Genomic DNA, 23,147 nt, shown 5'->3' on the forward strand with positions numbered 1-23,147 from the left:
TGTGTCCTCCTGTCTTATCCAGTTTTACGGAAGCGTAATTTTTTCCTGTTTTTGCGCAGCTTTGCTGAACGGAGCGATCTCTTCTTTCGACTGACCAATGAACGGAGCGCCCTCTTCTTTCGACTGACCAATGAACGGAACAATCTCTTTTTTCGGCCGACTATGGATATTGTTCGTTGGCCTAAAGATTTTCTTTTACGCTTGCGGCGAAGCGCAAGCTTTTTTTGTGACAACGCTCTATTTGTGCTGTGTCGGCGTGTTCTTCTACGCTTTCGACGAATAGTTTTGCTGCTGCGTTTTCTATCAAAGATCGCTTCAGGTGCGGAATCGGCTGCAGCTGCTGTTGGATTAGATGCTGTAGCATCGGTTCGATCAACGATATCAGAATCCGATATGATGTTTGATATCGTATCAGTTGCAGGTTTACCGTCTGGATGGAGTGCAGGGGCAGATACTGGTTGTATGGAGATAGAAGGAATTGCATTATATACGAATTCACCGCTAGCAAAATCACCGGGAGCATACTTTTCAATATCGCTGGCCAGCTCTTTCAAAGCCTGCCATTTGGTGCTTTCCGTAGCAAGTACGCGTTGCAGCACGCCTTCCAATTCCGTACTCATGAAGGTGGTTGGGTCAAACACGATTTCTTTGACATGCTTATAGAATTCGTTCGGAAATGCCATATCCAAGCAAAGCAGTTCGAACATTTCCCGATCCATTGGGTTGGCTTCATGGTAAGCACTTATCATTCCGCGTATCCAAGTTGTATCCCAGTATCCCATATCATCCATTGTACTCGTAATCAATTTTCGCAAATCGCGAAAAGGAAGATCGTACGCTACCCCATCTAGGTCAATAACCCATATTCCACCGGGTCCCATCTGGCCATTAGACCATCCGTAGTCTTGATGAACCAACCCCCAATATGGCTCTCCCATAGCCACCATGTTGGTGTATTTCGAAACGTTCAGTAATCGATCTAATGTCTCCTTCGCTTGATTCTGGAATTCATCAACAACAGCGAGCAGTTGCTGACTGACAGGGAACTCGCGATAGGCTGAGGCAATGTCCCGGAACCATCCGATTTTTGCAATGATTTTCTCGTAATAATCGGGCCATGTGTATAATCTTGAAGACTTGCCCGCACCTGCAGGAGGAACGTATCCCTTCGAGAATCGATGGAATTCGCCGAGACCGTAACATAGTGCAGCTGCTCCCTCTAAGTCAATCTTAGAAACAGGCTGCATTTGCTCTATCCAGTCCGTTACAATCCATAGCTTTCCTCCTGCTTCAACATATACCTTGTTTTCAACCGTGGAGATAAGTGCTGGTACGCGAGCTCCTTGATCAACCAGATACTGCTGTGCCCCGATACTGAACAAACTGCGAGCAGGGGTACGATGAAGAACCTTAAGGCTTCGTGAACCATGATTCGTTTCAATTCGCCAAATCGCGCCGCCCTTGTCAGGTTTAGAGGTTATCAGCACCATGCTGGATACTTGCATGTCATATTTCGTCATCACATGGCGCGCGGTCTCTTCCACCTCTGGAGGCACATACTGCTCAAGAATGGTTCCTGGCGGTACGGCATCAATTAGATGTTCCCACGGCTGTATTTGAAATGGATCCAACGGCATTCCCTCCACATTGATATTCGTTACTCATAGGAAAAAGGAATTGAATATACATTCAGCTTTTTGTGATTTGTACGGTATGAATCTGTGAATCATAGATGTTCGTCCGGACTGCCATTGCTTCTAATGTGATGCGCCCCGTATCTATCAAATAATTACTTATGCCATGCCCTCATTATTCAGTATTTCTCGATAGATGATGAAGGAATCGCTGGCTTGATGGGACTCTTGTTAGGCGGCTTTGTTCTAGGATTATCACGTTTTCCCTGATTCTTTTTAAGGTCGGTGTCTGTTTGCTTCTCTGTATTGGTGCTCGCCCTTAATAAGGGGATTAGCGCATAGTATATTGATATGTCATAGGAACAAAAGTGAAAGGTACAATCGTATATTTATGAAATCTGCTTGCTGATTGTTAAGCAAATAGAAGGAAACGGCTTCAATGTATGGATGAGTTTATAGTTCAAAGGGTGGAGACGAATTAAAAAATCGAAAAGCTGCATTGGCTGAATGTGAATATCATTGACAACCGGTAAGCAATTAATCCTTATAGCAAAAGAAGTATTGCCCTTATAGGGAAATACTTCTTTTCGTCATTTTAGCGCTCCACGGTATCTAAGGAAGGCAATCTGTTCTTTTCTCCCCAGTCGCACATCATATCTAATAGAGGAATGAGCGAAAGACCACGCTCTGATAAGCAATATTCTACTTTGGGAGGTACTTGCGGATATTCCTTGCGAATAACTAGGCCGTCCGCCTCCATTTCTTTTAACATGACACTTAGCGATTTAAATGATATTGTACCAATGCTGCGCTTCAGTTCATTGTGCCGCATCACCTTTTGTTGAGCCAGCCAGTACATAATGATCATTTTATATTTGCCTCCGATTAAGGATAATGTATAGCCGAAGGCGGTATCTTTGAGGTTCACGCCAGTCGGAACACAGGATTTTTGCAAAGGTCACACGCTCCTTCGTTATTCCGTTCTAATTGAGCCCTATAAGAAGATTAGTCCTCAAACCGCAGCGTAAAAAGAATGGCCTCTTCGATATTGCTCAACGATTCTGGTGACAAAACGGAAGTTATTATTTTGTGAGAACTTGTCATTTGCATACCCCATACCGGAATTGAATCCTTTGCAAGGAAGGATTTAGGGTTGCTGTATGACATAAGCGTACTTCCAACCTCCTTTTTCTTCGATGGATTTGTGAAAACGGTGTACAAGTTTGTACCGGATTCATGGGCTATCCCAACTTTAATCTGTTTCATATTACCTTGCTCGTTAATAGAACCTGACGTATCTATGGATATTATAAGCTCAATTTCTTTGTGTTCCTCTTGATTTGGGGTGAGGAATAAATCGCCAACGCCACCGACGGTTTCAACTTTCTTTCCATGCTTCCATATCTCAATATCCAGGTTTGCATGCGGTTTTTTTCCTTCATAGCGTAACGTAAATGCTCCTGTCATATTACCGAGAAAAGGCTTGAGTTTGGCTGCTTCTCCCTCAAATGGGTCTGCGGGAGTCAATGTTATTTTTGCAGGTGCAGATTTGCCATCTGGTAAGGTCTGCGTTGATTCTGCAGTACATCCTGAAAGCAGCAATACGATCAGGAGAACATATGTTAATCCTCGCTGTCTGTTCATCTTGTTCCTCCTTATGCGGTGCATACCATACCTGTTATTCGAAATGGAAAAGCTAGAGTAGGCATGTGATTATATTGTACTATGAACATGTACTTACATTGTACTTTGAGTTTGATTTGATCTTTGGCTCATGTGAGAAATGAAAAATAACAAATGACAAATAACAAATAACAAAGACAGAGAACATGCGATCGTATGCAGGAAGGAGTCATACATGAACATTTTAGAGAAAAGAAAAGCAGAGCTATATGCTTATTCGGCCGAGCGAACAGCGGCAGATGATTTTGAGCTTTTTTGGGAACGGACACTAGGGGCATCGCGGAATAAGCCGCTGAACGGGAAGCGTGAGGAAGCAGACACTTTGTCCCCGTACATGACAGCATACCAGATTACGTATGAAGGATATGATCATACCCCGATACATGGATGGTATGTACTTCCAAAATTCATGGATGCGGCGAAATTGCCCTGTGTGGTTATCTACCATGGCTACCATGGCAGCAAACGATATCCGGAGAGCTATGCCGATTGGCTTCTGATGGGTTATGCGGTATTTGCAGTTGATGTTCGGGGCCAGGGAGGCGACACCGGAAATGAGCTGTCTCATTCATTCGGCATGACAAAGGGCTGGATAACACAAGGCATACTTCATCCGGAAAAAAGCTATTATCAGGCCATCACCGTCGATGCGATTAAAGCCGTGGAGTGGGTGTTCCAGCAGCCAGAAATTGATAAGGGGCGTATCTATGTTGCTGGTGCCAGCCAAGGGGGAGGGCTGTCCTTGCTCGTATCTGCGCTAAGCGACATTCCTGCCAAGACAATTGCGGATATTCCGAACATGTGCCATATGGATTTCGGCATATTGCACTCCACAGGATCTCTGACTGAGGCAGCAGCTTTTATTTCCGCTTACCCAGAATATGAATCACAAGTGATGCGGACATTAAGTTACTTTGATGTTCTGAATCTAACGGATCGTCTCCGCAAGCCTGTCTTGATGTCTGTAGGGCTGAAGGATCCGATATGCATGCCGGAGGCGGTATTTGCGGTGTACAATCAAATCTTGGTGCCTAAGGAAATGCATGTGTACCCGTTCAACGGTCATTATACGACAGGCGATCATTTCAGAAAGCAAATCGAATTCTTGAGAAAAAGCATCAATTAACGATGTAAATCGATTACTGCATATTCAACATGTCCCTTTCATATTGATCAATGGAATAGTTGCGTATTCAGGGATGTTGATCTAGCGTGCATGTAGATTGCAGGGGGCTTAGAGACGCATCTGTTCCATTAATTTCAAGAAGGGAGCGGTAAAATCATCATGGTATGGAATGATTCGAAGCAAATGCAAATTCCGCAGCCCATCCGCGAAAGTGACGGCGCAGGCGCTACCGATCTTGGCCCACGCGATGTCATGCGAGATATGGAAAATCCAGATATGTTCGTTCCTCCGATAACGGATGCGGGTTTGATTCCCAATTTGAAGTTTTCATTTTCCGACGCTCATATGCAGCTTAATAGAGGCGGCTGGTCACGAGAAATAACGATAAGAGAGCTGCCAATTGCTAAAACGCTAGCAGGTGTGAATATGCGGCTTACCCCCGGCGGAGTGCGAGAGCTGCATTGGCATCAGCAGGCAGAATGGTCGTTCATGATATTGGGGCGGGCACGAATTACCGCCGTCGATCAGAATGGCCGTAATTTCATCGCCGATGTAGGCCCAGGTGATTTGTGGTATTTTCCGCCGGGTATTCCTCATTCGATTCAGGGACTTGAAGAAGGTTGCGAGTTCCTGCTTGTATTCGACGATGGCAGTTTTTCGGACTTAAATACGCTGTCGATCTCTGACTGGTTTGCCCATACACCGAAAGAGGTGTTATCCGCTAATTTTGGAGTGCCGATGTCCGCTTTTGACCAAATCCCTCGGGGGCAGGTTTATATTTATCAGGATCAGGTGCCCGGGACGATTGAGAGTCAGCAGGTGCCCGATCCGTTCGGCACAGTGGAGCCAACCTTCGTCTATCGGTTAATGGCACAGCCCCCACTTACCACGCCGGGCGGCTCAGTGCGCATCGTCGATTCCTCCAATTTCCCAGCATCGCGCACGGTTGCTGCTGCGCTGGTCGAGATTAAGCCAGGAGCCATGCGCGAAATGCATTGGCACCCTAACAATGACGAGTGGCAATACTACTTGAGCGGACAGGGGAGAATGACTGTTTTTGCGGGTAACGGCGCTGCACGCACATTTAACTATAGAGCAGGAGATGTAGGATATGTACCATTTGCATTCGGACACTACATTCAGAACACGGGAACAGATAGCCTGTGGTTTCTTGAAATGTTCAAAAGTGACCGTTTTGCAGACGTTTCCCTAAATCAATGGATGGCCCTTACGCCGAAGCTTCTTGTTCAATCCAACCTAAATGCATCGCCTGAATTAATGAGCGCCCTGCGGGCAACGAAATGGCCGGTTGTAAAATATCCCGGCATTCCTCCGGTTATAGAGTAAGAAGACCAATTGCGTGTGGTTCCACTTTCTTATATATTTCTACTTGGCGTCATGATAGACTTTCAATTTTAAAATTCAATCTGCAGGTGGACTTCAAATTGCAGTACTCAAAGCTCAATAACAGGTGTGATCGTGTTTCTAGCTGCTGTTCTCCTTCGATTGGCAGTTGGGTATTGGGGCAGAGAGCATGCTCTGGTATCAGTAAGTAATGCACTGGTCATGATTCCGCTCGGCAGTGTATGTGCTAGACGCTATTTTCGGTACTTGCGTTATCAGAATATGCAGGGCCAAAGGAGATTTTGATACGCGAAAATCTGATTCAGAAGGTAAGGCAATGAGCAGAGAACGGAAGAAACCATTCATACGATCGCACATGTAAAGCTGCTGCACAAATATAAGGCAGACAATGTGAATACTCATTTATCTTATAGCAAAGAGATCATGAATGAACTGATAACCATGGTCGATCATGCGTTTCAAGAAATGGGAGGCATCTACCAGGAGTGGCATAAGGCTGGCAGACGAGAGCAATTGGAATTATAAGCGAATCAGGTGACAGGTATCATGAAAAATGATACATACGAATGTGCAGCCAAGCCAGTTGTGAATAGATTCAATGGCTTGGCTGTATTCATTTTTTTCCACTATTCAGGTTTATTGCCTACATTCGGATTGGGGACATACGAACTCTTATAGTCTTTGTACGTAACATCGGTCACCATCCCTGCAGAAGCATGATGCAAGTCATGGCAATGGAACATCCAGTCTCCAGGATTATCGGCTTCAAATGCGATGACATATTGCTCCCCGGGTTTTACATTCAATGTATCCTTTATGATAGGTGAGCCCTGTAGTGGCTGGCCGTTTTTGCTCAATATCTGAAAGAAATGTCCATGCAAATGCATCGGATGATCATCAGTTGGCGATCGATTGATGAAAGTAACCATTACTTTGTCGCCCTTCGCGACTTTAATCTTGTCCGTATCCGGAAACACCTTGCCGTTGATGGTGTACACCATTTCCCCATTTTTCATTGCCGTATTCAAATTCATCGTTACCCTTTGATCATACGTCTGTTCAAGTGTAAATAATGATTTCGCTATTTCTCCATAAGCAGCCAGATTGAATTGTGGGAGGGTTTCGGCCGTGTCGGATTGGACAACCGATTTTGTGATGTCCTCATACTGAATGACGGCCCTCATATTGCGGACTCGCTCTTCTTTGCTATGCTCGTCCAACAGCCATGTACCAGGATTGTCTGCTATAAACTCAATATCGTAACGTTCGCCGGGCGCAATCGATAATACTTGATCTTGAATGACAGCTGGGTTGTTTATAGGCTGCCCATCCGTGGCAATTACCTTGAATTCATGTCCTTGCAGGTGCATGCGATGCGAGAGATATCCAGCGTTGATCAAGCGAAGCCGAACCTTATCACCTTGTTTGACCTTAAGCGGTTCTATCGCATCGCCTGATTTTCCGTTGATTGTATACAAATCATACATGCTCATATCGTGGCCGCCCATCTGCATGGTGTTGTGATCCATGCCGTTATTGCTGCTATTCGACATATTCATCTTTGAGTGATCCATTCCAGACATGTCTGAATAATCTTTGGGCTCGTTCTCATTCGTATGTTCTGTATTCATCGCTTCTGCACTCATCCATTCGTCGAGGACGAGCGTATAGTCACGATTATATTGTTCCTTTGGATCCTCGACAATGAGAGATCCGTATAGACCTTTATCCACTTGGTTGACACTGTCTTGATGGGAATGGTACCAATACGTTCCTGGAATTGTTGCTTTGAACTCATAGGTGAATGACTTCCCTGGAGCGACAGCATCTTGGGTGACGCCAGGAATGCCATCCATGCTATTCGGTACGGGATAGCCGTGCCAATGGATCGACACCGGCTCTGGCAATTCATTTTCAAGCGCAATCTTGACGGTATCTCCAACCTTCACTCGAATTTGCGGCCCAGGAACAGAATTATTAAATGTCCATACTGGGAGTACAACCCCATTGGAAACTTCCAAATTACTTTGTTGGGCAGTAATCGTTAACGATGTGCCGTCGACAGATGCAGCATGCGTTGTGCGTTTAACCGGTGAGGCATTTGACTCCAACTTCGATTTTTGGCTGTTCTCCATAGATGAATGATCCATATTTGTCTGATCCTTGTCGTTCCCTCCATTCCAGCATCCGCTTGTTACAAATGCGATTACTGTTGTGATGACCATGGTTTGCATGACTCGAAAGCGAGTTGTGAATAAGCTTTTCAATGCATTGCCTCCTCAATTATCATTTTTGTAGATTACATTCTCAGCATAAGCAACAATTATGGAGAAATGATGGAGATCCATAGAAAATACAAATTTATGCAGTACTTTTTATACTCAAAGGATTTAAGTAGGGAGGAGATTATGCAGAAAGGCAAAATACTGGTAATGAGGGACAATTCGAGCGCGACGGAGCATTTTGGAATTCGATACCGGCAGTAAAAAATCACCGAGTTTATGATGTGGATGGAAAGTACTTTTGGACGTATGATCCGATTGCAGTTCAAGCACAGGTACAAAAAGTGACCGAGATGCTTGTAGAAGGCAGCAAAGCAAAGAGTGAGAAATAATATTTGTACAATAAATCAATTTATTTTGTCCATTGCCACATGAGGAATAATGTCCTAAAATGAATATTGATGCAAATGATAATCAATATCAATTAAATTCAAGAATCAGCAAGGGTGGCATGTATGAGTCAAGTGGCTAAATCTTTACCTAAGGAAGCTGCATCGCGAGCAGTTGAATTTCGCTCACGTCCACTGGCAGCAACACTTATTCTTTTTGGCGGTTTCTTCGCATTAATGTTAGGGATCGCTATATCTGTATCGTTCGGTGCGGCAGATATTCAAGTGACTACGGTATGGGAGTCAATTTTTCGCTTCAATCCGGAAGTAACACAGCATCAAATTATTCAAGAAATTAGACTGCCGCGCGTATTGGGCGGGGCAATGGTAGGAGCCTGCTTCGCTGTTGCCGGAGCCATTATGCAAGGTATGACTCGCAATCCGCTGGCGGATTCAGGATTGCTTGGCTTGAATGCAGGTTCAGGGTTCATGCTGGCTATCTGCTTCGCATTTTTTCCAGGTCTGCCTTACATGTATTTAATTTTGTATTCTTTTCTTGGTGCAGGCTTGGGCGCAGGGCTAGTGTATGGAATTGGATCATTAGCTAGGGGAGGATTAACCCCTGTTCGAATGGTATTGGCCGGGGCGGCACTCAGTGCTCTCTTATCCGCACTGAGCGAAGGGATCGCATTATATTATCGAATTGGTCAGGACTTGGCATTCTGGTACGCTGGTGGAGTAGCGGGCACGAAGTGGCCGCAGCTAGAAGTGATGTTCCCGTGGATTTCAGTTGCTCTTGTAGGGGCGATTGTATTATCACGTTCGATTACAATGCTCAGTCTTGGAGAGGAGATCGCTAAGGGGCTCGGTCAGCGTACACGTCTTGTAAAACTGGCAGGCACAGTCATTGTGCTTATTTTGGCTGGTGCGGCCGTATCTGTTGTTGGAGCTGTTGGTTTTGTAGGCTTGATTATTCCACATGTTACCCGTTATTTAGTCGGTGTGGATTATCGCTGGATTATCCCTTGCTCTGCCTTGCTTGGCAGCTTGCTTGTTGTATTCGCTGATCTTGCTGCTCGCATGGTGAATCCGCCATATGAAACACCTGTTGGGGCATTAATCGCTTTAATTGGTGTCCCCTTTTTCCTCTTCTTAGCTCGTAAGGAAAGGAGGGGGCTGTAAGCGGTGACAAATCTATCTATCACGATGATTCAAAAACGAAAAAAGCAGCGAAGTATCGCGATTATGATCACGATAGCCGTGCTGATTGTCATTATGTTCATCATCAGCATGAATACAGGATTTATTCGCTTATCTCCCATGGATTTGCTGCGAACATTGTTCGGTTCAGGAACGAAGAAAGAAGAGCTAATTTTATTCGACTTCCGGTTGCCACGCATCGTTATTTCTTTGCTTATCGGTGCGGGTCTGGCGGTATCCGGATGTGTTATGCAGGCCATATCGCGCAATCCATTAGCTGATCCGGGGATTTTAGGCATTAATGCAGGTGCTGGACTTGCCGTGATGCTGTTCATCTCATTCTATCCGTCAACTGCACAGGCTCCAATCTATTTATTGCCTGTGTTCGCATGGCTCGGCGCTGGACTAGCAGCGGCGCTCATATGTTTGCTATCCTATAAGCGGCATGAGAATATATCTCCTACGCGATTACTGTTAACCGGTGTTGCTGTTGCTGCAGGTATCAGTGCTGCTATGATCGTATTGACATTAAAGCTTAGTCCAGAAAAATATCAAACGATGGCGACGTGGCTTGCCGGAAGCATCTGGGGTACGAATTGGAAGTATGTGCTTGCACTTCTTCCGTTCATCATTGTGTTATTACCCTACATATTCTACAAGGCTCGAATCATGAACGTTCTTAACTTGGGAGAACAGACGGCAACAGGGTTGGGAGCATTTGTATCAAGAGAACAAATTTTGCTGCTGGCAGCGGCGGTAGGCTTGGCAGGCTCATGTGTCGCAGTAAGCGGAGGCATCGGCTTCGTTGGGCTTATTGGCCCGCATTTAGCTAGACGGCTTGTGGGTTCCAAACACCAACTCCTGCTGCCAACTTCGGCTTTAGCCGGGGCCTTGCTTGTGATTACGGCAGATACGATTGGACGATGGATATTACAGCCATCAGAAGTACCTACGGGAATTGTCGTCGCTGTAATCGGCGCTCCTTACTTCCTATATTTATTAACGCGCTCGAAAGCATGATAAATAAAACTTCGGATTTTAAAAAGGAGGAAGGGAGATTTCCCATTGCTGCGCAGATTTTTTGCATACTATAAGCCGTATAAATGGCTGTTTGTCATTGATTTTTCCTCTGCTCATCATTCATGTGTATTTGAATCATGCTTCGAGGTATGCGCAGCACATGGTTGCGATCAAGGCGGGAACAGTTGTACGGGAAGGTTCGCCAGCCGAGGTCATGAAGATGAAGGTGCTGCGTGAGGTATTCTCCATTGAAGCAGATATTGTGCCTGATCCGCGAACTGGAGTACCTCTGTGTTTCCCTTACGAGTGAAGTACGGTGGTGGCTGCGGGTGCATAAATGAATGAACGGCACAGTCGATCGAATGTGCCGTTTTCCCTCGCTATCTTCCTTCAGCCTTATCTCCGCGCAGTACCATGCAAGTACTCGTTGCATAAGCAACCAGGCTGTTATTGTCGTCATATACATTACAATCAATAAGTCCAATTGTCTTACCCTTCTTCACACTCTTTGCTTCTGCTCTAATGGTTCCATTCCATACAGGCTTCATGAAATTGATTTTTAATTCAATCGTCGTGAAAGTCTCTTCCGGCAACAGAGTGGAGCCGAAGGCCATGCCCATTGTGATATCAGCAAGGGTACAGGTGATTCCACCGTTAAGCGTGCCTTGCGGATTGGAATGCTGCTGATCTACATCCATTTCAAATATGGCATGTCCAGGAACTACTTCGATCGCTTTTATCCCGATAAGCTGCTCTACTGGCGAAGGTTCCACAAGGCCTACGAGCACATTGCGGTAAAACTCTACTATTTTATTTTCCATAAGTCACCTCGTCTTAGCATAACTTGCTAAAAATGTGGAGCTAGCTCTCAACATGTTAGAATTCTCTTATACAAAATATAACATATGAACATGGGATATTATAACATACCATTGATTAAAATTTTCTTTCTTAAAAGCATGACAGCATAGTGTTGATTGCGAACAAAGCAATCTGGCATTCCCATTTCAATCATGCGATAATGTACATACTTCTGGAGTTATTTTCAGCTCTACGAATTGGATACGTGCGCATGTAAAGCTTAACATCAGGTGAGGAGTGCAGAAGAGAATGAAGAGCAATGTTGGAGAGCAGCAGATCAGATTCATGACTTTTAACGTCAAATATGACAACGCTTACGAAAAAGATTGCGAGAATAGCTGGAGCCGCAGGGCGGGGATGGTGGCTAGTATGATTCGATACCATCAGGTAGATGTGGTAGGAACGCAGGAGGCATTGAGGCATCAGGTTGCCGATTTGGAACGAATGCTTCCCGAGTTTGGCTGGATTGGGGCAGGCAGGGACGATGGTGCAGACACAGGAGAATTCGTTGCAATATTTTATCGCAAGGATCGTGTTAAGCCGCTAGAGCATGGAACGTTTTGGCTATCCGAGACACCCGAAATCCCAGGAAAACGAGGATGGGATGCCGCTTGTCCACGCATCCTGACATGGGTCCGGTTTTTGGACAAGTTGACAGGAACCAAGTTCATTCATTTCAATACGCACCTTGATCATATTGGAACCGTTGCAATGAAGCAGAGTGCCCATATGATCTTAAATCGGCTTCCCGAATTGGCGGGTAATGATCCAGTAGTAGTAACGGGAGACTTCAACTGCACGGAATCGTCCGAACCCTATCAGATTCTCACGACTGGCCAGGACGGTAAAGCAGTGCTGCGGGATGCGCGGTACGCCGCAAAGAACTCCCACTTTGGACCATCCTTCACGTTCCACGGTTATCAGCTGACACAATTAATCGACTGTCTATATTACAATGGATCAGTATTCAAAGGGGATAACGGAGAGGATCTAGATTCGCCTATCGATTATGTATTCGTGAACGAGCATGTTGACGTTTTTCAATATGCAATTCTTTCGGATCAGGTTAACGGTCAGTTTCCATCCGATCATTTGCCTGTGGTTGTAGACCTTTCATGGCACTAATTCTTCATATTTATACGGTAAATTAAAGGCCGCGTCAGCGCGGCTTTTTTCATGTCATTTTCGACGAAGGCTGTTCGTAAATGCGGCACAGTTCAAATAACCGGTGTATACGGAGGCAATTATAATTTATTTCCGCTCGGTGCTTTTTTTGCAAGAAATATTACACTAATAATGGGGCAAGCACCGGTTATTCATTATATGCCGGAATTGTACAACAAAATAGTGAAGGGAAGTTTTGATCCCACAGCCATCATTACGCATCAAATGCCATTGGATCAAGCAAGCCATGCGTACCGTATTTTCAATAATCATGAGGATGAATGCGTAAAGGTTGTATTAAAGCCGTAAGTGTTGCTGTAGATGTACCATGACTATGCTTTAAATCCGTTTAATTTTATCGGAATTAGAGAATAAAAAGTTTGGATAAGTGTAAAATAAATCTAAAATGACGTGGATATCCCACGGAGGTGTGCCCGAGTGCAAGCTGACAAACGATTTGACTTATTAGCACTTTCTTCAATTCCATTGATAATGGCTTTAGGGAATTCAATGCTAATCCCTGTATTGCCTGAAATCAGGAGACAGTTGAAGGTTAGCTCGTTCCAAACAAGTCTGCTCATTACTGTATACTCGGTCATGGCGATTTTCCTCATTCCTATTGCCGGCTATTTATCTGATCGCATTGGCCGTAAGGCAGTCATCATTCCCAGCCTTCTCATAACAGGCATTGGAGGCGGTGTGTGCGGTGCAGCGGCGGTCTGGATGGATCATTCTTATTCAGTCATTTTATTGGGAAGGGTTCTGCAGGGCATTGGCGCTGCTGGCGCAATGCCCATCGTTCTGCCTTTAGTAGGGGATATGTTCAGCAGTGAAAAAGATGTGAGCAGCGGTCTCGGCATTATCGAAACGGCCAATACATGCGGCAAAGTATTAAGCCCTATTTTGGGGACAGCCCTGGTAGCGATCGTTTGGCATCTTCCTTTTTGGGCCATTCCGGTATTGTGTCTAATTTCGATCCTGCTCGTTCTTTTTTTTGTCAAGCAGCCCAAAGAATCTGATTCTGAACCGATTCCCATTCGCGACTTTTTAAAACAAGTGATGCAGTTGATTCGAGAGAATTCGCGTTGGCTAATCGCCCTATTTGTTATCGGTGGATTTTGCATGTTCATGCTGTTCAGCTCGTTATTTTATTTATCAGAAACGCTAGAAGACAAGCATGGGTATAAGGGAATAATAAAGGGTTTGCTGCTAGCAATACCTCTGGCCGTATTAAGCTCTTCCTCTTTTATTGCCGGAAAATGCATAGGCAGTAATAAAATCGCGATGAAATGGATCATTGTGTGCGGTTTGGCTTTAACAGCGGCAGGACTTGGCATGTGCATCCTGATGACATCGGTTGTTCCCTTGTTCATTTGGCTAAGCGCAGCCTTTCTCGGAATAGGAGCATCCTTGCCATGTCTCGATTCCTTTATAACCGCTAGCATTGAGAAGAAGCATAGAGGCACGATTAGTTCCTTGTACAGCAGTATGCGCTTTGTCGGCGTGGCAGCCGGCCCAATGATTGCAGCACTGGTGATGAATCATGCACGGATCAATTTATTTCTGATCTTATGTGCTTGTGGGATAGTAGCCGCACTTTCCGGCTTGTTTGCAATCAGAGTTTCACGCGGTTCACAACAATCATAAAGTTAACTCTTACGGCAGTTCCCTTGGCTGAATTGATTTTCGGATAGCTGGCCGAGAAAACTGCCGTAGAGAAGTTGTTAATGAAGGTACAATTGATAGGTTGCAGAAATGTAAAGTGGTTCTTTTGAATTGCAAACTATTAAGATGAACGTGAAGCGGAGAACCGCAGTGTCAGTGACCAAAAAACAATTCCTATAGCACTAACTATGGCACCCAATATGCTTACGCCATTCCAACCCCAAATTGCATAAACATTCGTTGATGCGATTGATCCTAATGCACTGCCAAGTGAATAGAAAATCATATAACCGGCCGTCAAGCGACTTCGCGATTCGGGGCGAACGGCTAATATCATGCTTTGATTGGTAACATGAACGGCCTGAACAGCAAAGTCAAGCAGGATGATTCCGCCAATAAGCGCAAGCAAAGATTGATCTACATAAGAAATCGGCAGCCAAGATGCAAACAGCAGAAATAGTGCCGCCCCAGTCGTACGTTGACCTAATCCTCGATCGGCCCAGCGTCCTGCTTGTGCAGCTGCAATCGCTCCGGCCACACCGGCTAACCCAAATGCTCCGATTGCACTATGGGAGAGGGACAAGGGAGGAATACGCAATGGCAAAACAAGCGATGTCCATAAAATACTGAATGCTGAAAAAATGAGTAGGGCGAGTACGGCACGTATCCGTAATATCGGTTCCTCTTTAAATAAAGTGAGGACAGAATAAAGAAGCTGCTTGTATGACAGAGATGCACGAATGGAATCTTGTTGCGGTAGTATGTTGTATAACGTGATTGACATGATGAGCAGTAAGGCAGCAGACACAAGATAGACCGAACGCCAGCCTGCAATGTCGGTGAGAATGCCAGCTACACTCCGGGCAAGAAGAATGCCGATTACAACACCGCTCGTTACGGCGCCGACAACTTGCCCGCGCTCGAAGGATCCGGCCAAATTCGCCGCATAGGCAACAAGCACCTGTGTCACTACCGCTAACAATCCAACGCAAGCCATGCCAATAAACAAAATCGTGCTGTTCGGAGCAATCCCTACTGCAACAAGCGCTGCTACAGACAGAAGCATTTGTAAAGAAATCAACTTACGCCGGTTCATCATATCGCCCAGTGGCACCAATAACAATAATCCAGCAGCGTAACTAAGCTGCGTGATCGTAATGACGATCCCAATTGTAGAATGCCTAATGCTAAATTCACCAGCTATGGCGTCCAATAACGGCTGCGCATAATATACATTGGCAACGGCCAAGCCGCACGCTGTCGCAAGCAAAAGAACAATGGAGCGGGATAAAGAAACTTCAGATATTCGCGCACTCGTACCCATCATTGCAACTCCTTTTAATTATAATTTTTATTATGTACTGATCGGTATGTTATATAGCCGAAAAATACCATGCTAAAAAGTGAGTTGTCAATATTTTTCTGAAAATCAACTGAAAAATGCTCAATACATAGATCTTGAAATCATATTTCGTTTGACAGATCATGTCCTATAGTATATTTTTATTGTACCGTTAGGTATGATATATCTATTCTACTTCTATCATCATCGTGACAAAAAACGATCTGTAAATAGAGTTTAGAGAGTAAAGGAGGAGGGACATGGCCCGCCCGCGTGAATTTGATGAGGAAAAAGCACTGCATGCCGCGATGCAATTATTTTGGGAAAAAGGATATGAAGCAACTTCCTTAAGCAATCTAACCGCATATATGGGAATACAACGCCCAAGTTTGTATTCTGCTTTCGGGGATAAAATAGGTTTGTTCGAAGCTGCGCTGCGAACATATACACAAGCTCATGCCGCCCGCATTCGCGCGCAGTTGTTGAATAAGCCCTCTGTAAAAGAAGCGTTCCGGAGCATATTCGAAAGCATTGTTCAAGAAGGGAGCGATTTGCATGAGGGAAGCGGCAAAGGATGCTTTTGCATCAATACAATGGTTGAGCTTGCACCTCACGACGCCAAATTTGAAGTTCTGACAAGGGAGCATCAAATGTATCTCGCAGCCATTTTTCAGGAGTCAATCGAACGCGGAATACAGTCTGGGGAACTGAAGTCGGATATGAACGCTAAGGCAATTGCACAGGCTTTAGTCATTTCGCTGATCGGTGTCACCGTTATGATGAAATCTCGTCCGGATGAATTATTTATGCGCAATTCCTTACATGTTATCCTTCAAAGCTTAGAGTAATGATAGCTGCTGCGGTCATTTACATTAAAAGACGATAAAGAGGTGGCAAGACCAATAGAAGAGGGGATTGGTCTCGTAAGCCAGCGATAAAGCAACATCTATACCGAACGTGTATTTTTCGAATCTTGCGAAGTCATATGGCGTCGATTTGATCCTCTCAATCGCAATGATAACTCGTGGATTTTTGAAGGAGGTATGTTTTCAATCTTGATAATATATTTATAAATACCAGCACTTCAATTCAAACACACTATAGTTTATACATTGAATATAAGTTTTTTACACTTATGTAAGCGCTTCATTTCTAGTAGATTTAAGTTGTACTCGAATATAGCACCTCATGGTGCGAGGAGGAGACTTATAGTGGTCAACACGATGAAAAAGAAAATGAAGCTTTTACTCATCACCTCGCTTCTTGCTCTATCTACATTTGGGCCGATTATGGCTTCAACTGCTCATGCGGAGCAGCCGCGCACCTCTTATTGGCATCCGGCAACACTTCTAGAGTGGAGCCCTACAGCCGACAAGGATGCGAAGTTCAATCGGGGAACGATTCCGCTTGCAGAGCGATTTACCGGCCAGAAGGTGAATCCGAATGCACAGACCCAATCGCGGCTTGTTGCTTTGTCTGCGTTAAATGACAATACTAGCGGCGTTCCGTCTCAAGGATCCAGTCAATTCCGTGCGGATACGTTCGGATATTGGCAGTATGTCGATATGATGGTGCTTTGGGGAGGCTCGGCTTCCGAAGGACTTATCGTACCTCCGAGCGCGGACATTATCGATGCGTCCCATAAGAACGGAGTGCCGATTCTTGGAACTATCTTTTTCCCACCGAATGTATACGGGGGCAACTATCAATGGGTACAGCAAATGCTGCAGCAAAAACCGGATGGCTCCTTCCCGGTAGCAGACAAGCTGCTTGAGGCAGCAAGCTATTTTGGCTTTGACGGCTGGTTCATTAATCAAGAGACGTCGGGCGGCAATACGGCTGATGCTGCGAAGATGCAGCAATTCATGCAGTATTTGCAGACTCATAAGCCATCCGGCATGCATGTTATGTGGTACGATTCAATGACGAACAGCGGAAGTATTAGCTGGCAAAATGAATTGAATGCAAGAAATCAGATGTTCTTGCAGAATGGTGCGCAGAAGGTGGCGGACAGTATGTTCCTTAACTTCAACTGGTCTGCATCCATGCTGCAAAACTCCAAAAATAAAGCAGCCAGTCTTAATCGAGATCCGTATGATTTGTACGCCGGCATCGATACAGAAGCGAATGGCTACAATACGTACGTCAATTGGTCAGGGATTTTCCCTAACAATCAGGCACCTGCTACATCATTGGGCATCTATCGTCCGGATTGGGCATATCGCAGCTCTTCCAATAATGATGATTTCTACGCGAAGGAAATGAAATATTGGGTAGGACCGAATAGTGATCCGCGCAATACGGCGACTTCTTCCAATTGGAAAGGAATTGCGAATTATTTTGCAGATAAATCATCGATACAGCAGTTGCCTTTTACAACTAACTTCAATACGGGGCATGGCAGTCAATTTGCGGTTGATGGCAACATTATGAGCACGAAGGAATGGAATAACCGCAGCTTGCAAGACATCCTTCCTACATGGCGTTGGATTGCGGAAAGCTCGGGTACAGCGCTGAAACCAAGCTTTGATTGGAACAACGCGTATTATGGCGGAAGCTCCCTCAAAGTATCTGGTGCACTTAGTCCGCAGAATGCTACTCATTTGAAGCTGTATAGAACTAGTCTGCCTGTGTCTAGCGATACAGAAGTCTCCGTTACATATAAGACTGGGGAGTCAGCTTCAAATATGAAGGTTGGTGTATCCTTCGCCGATAATCCGGAGCATTTTGAGTTCTTTGATGTAGGCGATGGGGAAGCTTCCGCATGGAATACAAAAAGCATCTCGCTGGGCAGCTTTGCCGGCCGCACGATTGATGCGTTGTCCTTGAAGTTCGACAGTGGGAATGCGCTCAGCAACTATGCGATCAATATCGGTCAATTATCTGTTCGCAATGCTGGTTCATCATCAGCACCGGAGACTGTAACGGGCTTGGCCATTGAGGATGTTGATTTTTCTGGAAATACAGCAGATGCGCGTTTAAGCTGGAATCCTTCTTCAGGGGATAAGATTCAGGCGTATGAGGTCTATCGGGTGAAGCCTGATGGCACACGGGAATTCATAGGCGCAACGCCTAATACTGCGTATTATGCACAACCGATGAGCCGACTTGGAGGTGAAGAATCTACGACTCTGGAAGTGGTTGCGCTAGGGGAGAATGGGGCACGCAGTACAGCAGCACAAGTCAGTTTCCAATGGAAGCAGGCATCATCTAAGATGAATCTAGCACTGAATCAGACAGCGACTGCAGACAGCTTTGTGCCAGGCGAGACACCTGCCAAGGCATTCGATGGCACAACAGCGAACAACAGCAAATGGTGTGCAACCGGCTCCGAGCCGCACTGGCTGCAAGTCGACCTGGGTTCAGTCTATTCCATCGATCAATTTATCATTAAGCATGCTCAAGAGGGCGGTGAGTCATCGAGCTTCAACACGAAAGAGTTTAATATCCAGCTTAGCGAGGATGGAACCAACTGGACGGATGTTGTTCAGGTGACGGGAAATACGATGGGAAAAACAACGCATAGCATCGATCCGATGTCAGCGCGTTATGCGCGTTTGAATGTGACGAAAGCGACACAGGAATCCGATACAGCAGCTCGCATCTATGAGTTTGAGGTGTGGGGACAGCAGCTTCAATAATACAAGCGAGCCCTGACAACAAACAGGTTGTCAGGGCTTTGGTTAACGGTTCAGACGAATCATCCCAGAATCCTCTATCTGGACGCGGACGTCAATCCGTTCAAGAGAGTTGGGCGCGAGCTGCAGCAGGGAACCATTTTTGTTTTTTTTCCAAATGGAGAGGTACTTGCGATAAACATGATTTTGCAACGAATAAATGTCAAGGTTTCTATTCAACCCCTGTTGAAATGTTTGTTGTACATCATTCCTTACTTTTTCCTTTGCCGCTGCGATGATAGCTTCTTCGGTTGCATTATCGGCAATTTCTTCGACAGAGCTGCGGACATCAATTACGAGGTTGAACTTGGGGACTTCGCCATGCAGCGACACATTAACGGATACTTTATGTTTATTTATTGTAAGTATCGCATCAGGGCTGGTTGGACGCCCGACTCCTATATGTATATTATGAATTTGATTTGACAGCCACCTCAATCCTAATACTTCTTCCTGCGTCAACCAATTTTTGTACTTTCCGTTTTGAAGGACGAATACTCCATTGAGTTCGTGCTGACTAATTGTTTTTTTGTCCTTCATCCATTCCTCATTGTTGAGTGAAAGGCTGGGCAATAATACAGTACATCCCGGCTCATTCAGCAGTGCGACCATTTTTAGCAGCTGCAGCGGAGGAATGTTGGTCTGCTGCTTCAATATTTCATCCGGGGCATATAGCATAGACGCGATGGGCGACAAATTAAACGGAGGCGTTACCGCGAATAGGTCAGCGATCGGAATTTTGGTGCCGTACACCCATGGTGTATATCGAATTCCTGAAAAACGAAGAAGGGAATCAATCATCTTATTTACGTCCTTATGCAAGGCACGCTCACTGAAGATGAGTACAGTCGTATGATCCCAAATGACTTGCAGGGTAGAAGCGGCATATATGTCATTTACCGCTGAATCAAGTGTGTATCCTTCTCCCTTCCCGATCCATGTCGGCGGTTTGCTCGGGCTTCTGGTTCCTTCCTGCTTCGCTACATTGGTGAACTCCAGCGAGTTCGTGTACACGATATATTTACCATTAACATAATCAATGCCCAAAGCAGTAACATAGTTCATATCCTGGACATTTTTAATGTCCCAACAGCCTGCAAGTGGTAGAACCAGAGACAGGATGCTGACAAGCAGCCATAATCGTTGTTTTCTGCTCCTGTATAGAGATCTCTCTCCTTCATGATAAAATAAGCTCATTTTGGCTCCTTTCCTTCGCGAGTCTTGTCAGTTGTTCGGAGCATAATGGGACGTCGGTTCACAATCTTGACAGGCAATGCAAGAAGCGATTTCAGCATATCCCCGAAAATAGGCGGTGACAGTGGCGATAAGTAGGGCATGCCAAATGAATGCAGTGACGATAAATAGACCAGTATGGCCATGACAGAAATAAAGAAGCCGTACATGCCAAGTATGGAAGAAACGATTAGCACAAAGAGACGCAATATACTTACCGTGCCGCTCAGCGACTGGTTAACCAAAGTAAAGGTAGCTACAGCAGTAACTGCCGCTACGACAAGCGTAGTCGGAGAGCTGAGACCTGCTCGGATCGAAGCATCTCCGACAATTAGTCCACCTACGACGGCAATCGTCTGCCCAACTGCCTTTGGCAATCGAATGCCTGCCTCACGGAATATCTCAAATAGCCCAAGCATCAATATCATTTCCATAGGAGCGGACAGTGGAAGTCCTAAGCGAGAGTTCGTTACCGTTGCCAAAAGAGGGAACGGAAGCTGTTCTAAATTAAAGGCAATTAATGCAATCCAAAACCCAGGCATATAGATAGAGATAAGTAAGCCGATTATTCGCAGCAGTCTTTGAAATGCTACGAAAAAATACGGAAAATGAATATCTTCCGGCGATTTCAAGGTTAATACTAAGTTAGCTGGGCCAATCAGCACACTAGGCATTCCCTCTACAATAATAATGAATCTTCCTCTTACGAGGGATTGTACAGCGTAATCGGGTCTTCCAATGTAATCGAGCAAAGGGAACAAGGAATAAGGCGAGTCGCCAAGCGCTTCACCAAGCTGTGAGCCGCTTACGATTGCATCTGTATCGATTGCTTCGATGCGTTGCTTAATATCACGCATCATGCTTGGATTCGCTATATCCTCAATGTAGAGCAAGGAAACTTTAGTTTGGCTGCGGACCCCAATCACAAAGGATTCGCATTTCAAAGAGCGGGTTCGCAAGCGCTTGCGGATAAGCGCAATGTTCACCGCACAGTTCTCCGTAAACCCATCCTTCGGGCCTTTTATGGATATTTCCGTATTGGATTCTTCAGGAGCTCGATTGGGCGGATCTGCAATATCGAGAGAATAGTAGGCGCTCAATTCTTTGAATTCGATAATGAGATGCCCGGCAAACAACAATGTCTCCACGGCTTGCACACGATTCTTAGCATCGATAGGCTGGAGTGCCAATAAGTTATTGTGAAATAGATCGTGAAGCGAATTGGCACCCTCTAGATTGGCTTTTAACAGCGGAATCACATATTGATTCAACTGTTTAATGTCAGCCAATCCTTCGCAATAGATGAAGGATACAGTGTACGAACGAGTGCTTGATCCAAATGAATACGTTTTCTTCTGAACATCTGCGCAATTCTCCAATGATCGAAACAACTGTTGAAGGGTAAGCGGCTGGTTTTCAGTTGATTGAACATCAAGTTTCTGATTCAACGTTTTATTTGGTTTCACGAATGATCCCTCCATTGTATCTGTACTGTCTGTAGTAGGTGAGAAAAGCGAGTATTACGGACAGAAATACAAGTACATAAGTGACGCTTGGGAAATAGATGTTTCTTAACAGATTGACGAATTGAATGTCATCTCGATAAGCAACAACAGCAAAGCATAATAATACAGCCACCAATACACCAATACCAACTCTCGTGTGATTTTCGCGATGAGGAATGGTGTCTATAATGAGGAACAGGGCCAACGATATGCGGATGAATGAACCGGATATCCATTGATAGATCGATAAAAAATCGAGATGCTCAATGTACTTGCCCGCGGTTACAATTCTCCACTGCTCGAAAGCTGGATACCGCATGTAAGAAGCATTTTCAATTCCGAAGTTGGCTATTGAGCCTAGATAAGGGCCAATTGTAAGGCCGGCTAGAATGATCGCCAGTGTAGACATCCCCCAAAATCGAGGTTTATTTGACATATGCGGCAGTAAGAAGATAATAAGAAGCAGCTCGGCCATTCCAGCTCCAATTAGAATCAGCCCATTTATAATGGGAGTAAACCCATGCTCCAACATCGGGAAAATGAGGGAATAATCCTTGTATTGAAAATTGGCACTCATCACAACATATCCGAGAATGATGACGACCGGAAAAAGAATACCAGCGCAAATTGCAATTGATTGTATGCCAATTAAGGCGCTGAAGAGCGACAATAAAATCAATACACCTGCGATTACAGTTGTCGGGGTGGTGGGCAAATACGATATTTTAGTCCATGTTACTGTGTCTTCCAACGTAACAAATGCCGAAAAAAGCAAATACGCAATCATCAAAATCGTAACCAACCATGCAGCAAAGCTGCCACCCAGTGAATAAACCCATGAGAACAAGGGGAGGGGACGATCCGGTTTGGCTCGAACAGTAAACAGAAGGAGCGGAATCCAGCATAAGGTGAGTACGAGTGCAATCAGTACACTGACCCAACCGTCTTTGTGCGCTTCACGCAGCAGAACAGGAATGATAGTAACGTGATTCATTAGACCTGTTGACAAGATGACAATAAAGCAGGCTTGCAGAAAGGTGATAGAATGACGCGGCATGATG

Annotated in this window: 17 protein-coding genes and 2 pseudogenes; 10 read left to right on the forward strand and 9 right to left on the reverse strand. The window is 45.1% G+C overall.

Going from position 1 to position 23,147, the window contains the following annotated elements:
• Window positions 1–14 precede the first annotated feature (14 nt).
• The 3 genes from ACQ5BJ_RS01620 to ACQ5BJ_RS01630 all read right to left on the reverse strand — a co-directional run bounded on the left by ACQ5BJ_RS01620 (window position 15) and on the right by ACQ5BJ_RS01630 (window position 3,278).
• Complete coding sequence (locus tag ACQ5BJ_RS01620; protein WP_430108038.1) at window positions 15–1,631, reverse strand: CotS family spore coat protein; 1,617 nt, start codon at window positions 1,629–1,631, stop codon at window positions 15–17.
• Between the two features lie 598 nt (window positions 1,632–2,229).
• Window positions 2,230–2,589: a winged helix-turn-helix transcriptional regulator gene (locus tag ACQ5BJ_RS01625; protein WP_005549235.1), complete on the reverse strand. Its 360-nt coding sequence runs from the start codon at window positions 2,587–2,589 to the stop codon at window positions 2,230–2,232.
• 50 nt (window positions 2,590–2,639) lie between these two features.
• The gene (locus ACQ5BJ_RS01630; protein ID WP_268619753.1) at window positions 2,640–3,278 is read right to left on the reverse strand and encodes a hypothetical protein; all 639 of its coding nucleotides are present in this window, start codon (window positions 3,276–3,278) and stop codon (window positions 2,640–2,642) included.
• Between the two features lie 214 nt (window positions 3,279–3,492).
• On the opposite strand from ACQ5BJ_RS01630, the gene ACQ5BJ_RS01635 reads away from it, so the two are divergent.
• Complete coding sequence (locus tag ACQ5BJ_RS01635) at window positions 3,493–4,443, forward strand: acetylxylan esterase (protein WP_268600328.1); 951 nt, start codon at window positions 3,493–3,495, stop codon at window positions 4,441–4,443.
• 159 nt (window positions 4,444–4,602) lie between these two features.
• Window positions 4,603–5,790, forward strand: coding sequence for an oxalate decarboxylase family bicupin (locus ACQ5BJ_RS01640; protein ID WP_430108040.1), 1,188 nt, complete (start codon window positions 4,603–4,605; stop codon window positions 5,788–5,790).
• 644 nt (window positions 5,791–6,434) lie between these two features.
• On the opposite strand, the gene ACQ5BJ_RS01645 is transcribed toward ACQ5BJ_RS01640, so the two are convergent.
• Window positions 6,435–8,042 carry a multicopper oxidase family protein gene (locus ACQ5BJ_RS01645; RefSeq protein ID WP_430109401.1) on the reverse strand — a complete coding sequence of 536 codons (1,608 nt, stop codon included), beginning with the start codon at window positions 8,040–8,042 and terminating at the stop codon, window positions 6,435–6,437.
• Window positions 8,043–8,545: 503 nt separating this feature from the next.
• Here ACQ5BJ_RS01645 and ACQ5BJ_RS01650 point away from each other — a divergent pair.
• The 3 genes and pseudogenes from ACQ5BJ_RS01650 to fecE all read left to right on the forward strand — a co-directional run.
• Window positions 8,546–9,601, forward strand: coding sequence for a FecCD family ABC transporter permease (locus tag ACQ5BJ_RS01650; RefSeq protein WP_005549228.1), 1,056 nt, complete (start codon window positions 8,546–8,548; stop codon window positions 9,599–9,601).
• Window positions 9,602–9,625: 24 nt separating this feature from the next.
• Window positions 9,626–10,639 (forward strand): FecCD family ABC transporter permease, encoded by a 1,014-nt coding sequence (locus ACQ5BJ_RS01655; protein ID WP_289355429.1) that lies wholly within the window; start codon window positions 9,626–9,628, stop codon window positions 10,637–10,639.
• A gap of 127 nt (window positions 10,640–10,766) precedes the next feature.
• A pseudogene (gene fecE / locus ACQ5BJ_RS01660) lies at window positions 10,767–10,949 on the forward strand (Fe(3+) dicitrate ABC transporter ATP-binding protein FecE); the annotation flags it as partial.
• A gap of 70 nt (window positions 10,950–11,019) precedes the next feature.
• Here the strand turns inward: fecE and ACQ5BJ_RS01665 are convergent.
• Window positions 11,020–11,460, reverse strand: a complete 441-nt coding sequence (locus ACQ5BJ_RS01665; protein WP_268600331.1) for a PaaI family thioesterase — start codon at window positions 11,458–11,460, stop codon at window positions 11,020–11,022.
• A 289-nt stretch (window positions 11,461–11,749) separates the two neighbouring features.
• Here ACQ5BJ_RS01665 and ACQ5BJ_RS01670 point away from each other — a divergent pair, with 289 nt between their 5' ends.
• The 3 genes and pseudogenes from ACQ5BJ_RS01670 (at window position 11,750) to ACQ5BJ_RS01680 (ending at window position 14,311) form a co-directional block, all read left to right on the forward strand.
• Complete coding sequence (locus ACQ5BJ_RS01670) at window positions 11,750–12,625, forward strand: endonuclease/exonuclease/phosphatase family protein (RefSeq protein ID WP_430108044.1); 876 nt, start codon at window positions 11,750–11,752, stop codon at window positions 12,623–12,625.
• Window positions 12,626–12,676: 51 nt separating this feature from the next.
• Window positions 12,677–12,973 (forward strand): annotated as a pseudogene (locus ACQ5BJ_RS01675) (glutathione-dependent formaldehyde dehydrogenase); the annotation flags it as partial.
• 129 nt (window positions 12,974–13,102) lie between these two features.
• Window positions 13,103–14,311 carry an MFS transporter gene (locus tag ACQ5BJ_RS01680; protein ID WP_430108046.1) on the forward strand — a complete coding sequence of 403 codons (1,209 nt, stop codon included), beginning with the start codon at window positions 13,103–13,105 and terminating at the stop codon, window positions 14,309–14,311.
• Window positions 14,312–14,450: 139 nt separating this feature from the next.
• On the opposite strand, the gene ACQ5BJ_RS01685 is transcribed toward ACQ5BJ_RS01680, so the two are convergent.
• Window positions 14,451–15,653 carry an MFS transporter gene (locus ACQ5BJ_RS01685; RefSeq protein WP_430109404.1) on the reverse strand — a complete coding sequence of 401 codons (1,203 nt, stop codon included), beginning with the start codon at window positions 15,651–15,653 and terminating at the stop codon, window positions 14,451–14,453.
• 278 nt (window positions 15,654–15,931) lie between these two features.
• Here ACQ5BJ_RS01685 and ACQ5BJ_RS01690 point away from each other — a divergent pair, with 278 nt between their 5' ends.
• The gene (locus ACQ5BJ_RS01690) at window positions 15,932–16,519 is read left to right on the forward strand and encodes a TetR/AcrR family transcriptional regulator (protein WP_430108048.1); all 588 of its coding nucleotides are present in this window, start codon (window positions 15,932–15,934) and stop codon (window positions 16,517–16,519) included.
• A gap of 363 nt (window positions 16,520–16,882) precedes the next feature.
• The gene (locus ACQ5BJ_RS01695) at window positions 16,883–19,312 is read left to right on the forward strand and encodes an endo-beta-N-acetylglucosaminidase (protein ID WP_289355415.1); all 2,430 of its coding nucleotides are present in this window, start codon (window positions 16,883–16,885) and stop codon (window positions 19,310–19,312) included.
• 42 nt (window positions 19,313–19,354) lie between these two features.
• Here ACQ5BJ_RS01695 and ACQ5BJ_RS01700 read toward each other — a convergent pair whose 3' ends face one another.
• Genes ACQ5BJ_RS01700 through ACQ5BJ_RS01710 form a run of 3 tightly spaced genes read right to left on the reverse strand, consistent with a single transcriptional unit; the run spans window position 19,355 to window position 23,143 of the window.
• A complete protein-coding gene (locus ACQ5BJ_RS01700) occupies window positions 19,355–20,545 on the reverse strand; it encodes a Ger(x)C family spore germination protein (protein ID WP_430108051.1) in 1,191 nt (396 codons plus the stop codon).
• Entirely contained in the window at window positions 20,542–22,047 is a 1,506-nt protein-coding gene (locus tag ACQ5BJ_RS01705) for a spore germination protein (RefSeq protein WP_430108053.1), read from the reverse strand. Before ACQ5BJ_RS01705 ends, ACQ5BJ_RS01700 begins: the two co-directional genes overlap by 4 nt.
• Window positions 22,034–23,143, reverse strand: a complete 1,110-nt coding sequence (locus ACQ5BJ_RS01710; protein ID WP_005549208.1) for a GerAB/ArcD/ProY family transporter — start codon at window positions 23,141–23,143, stop codon at window positions 22,034–22,036. Before ACQ5BJ_RS01710 ends, ACQ5BJ_RS01705 begins: the two co-directional genes overlap by 14 nt.
• Between the last annotated feature and the right edge of the window lie 4 nt (window positions 23,144–23,147).

It is taken from the genome of Paenibacillus sp. B1-35 (assembly GCF_050474385.1).
Taxonomy (GTDB): domain Bacteria; phylum Bacillota; class Bacilli; order Paenibacillales; family Paenibacillaceae; genus Paenibacillus_B; species Paenibacillus_B alvei.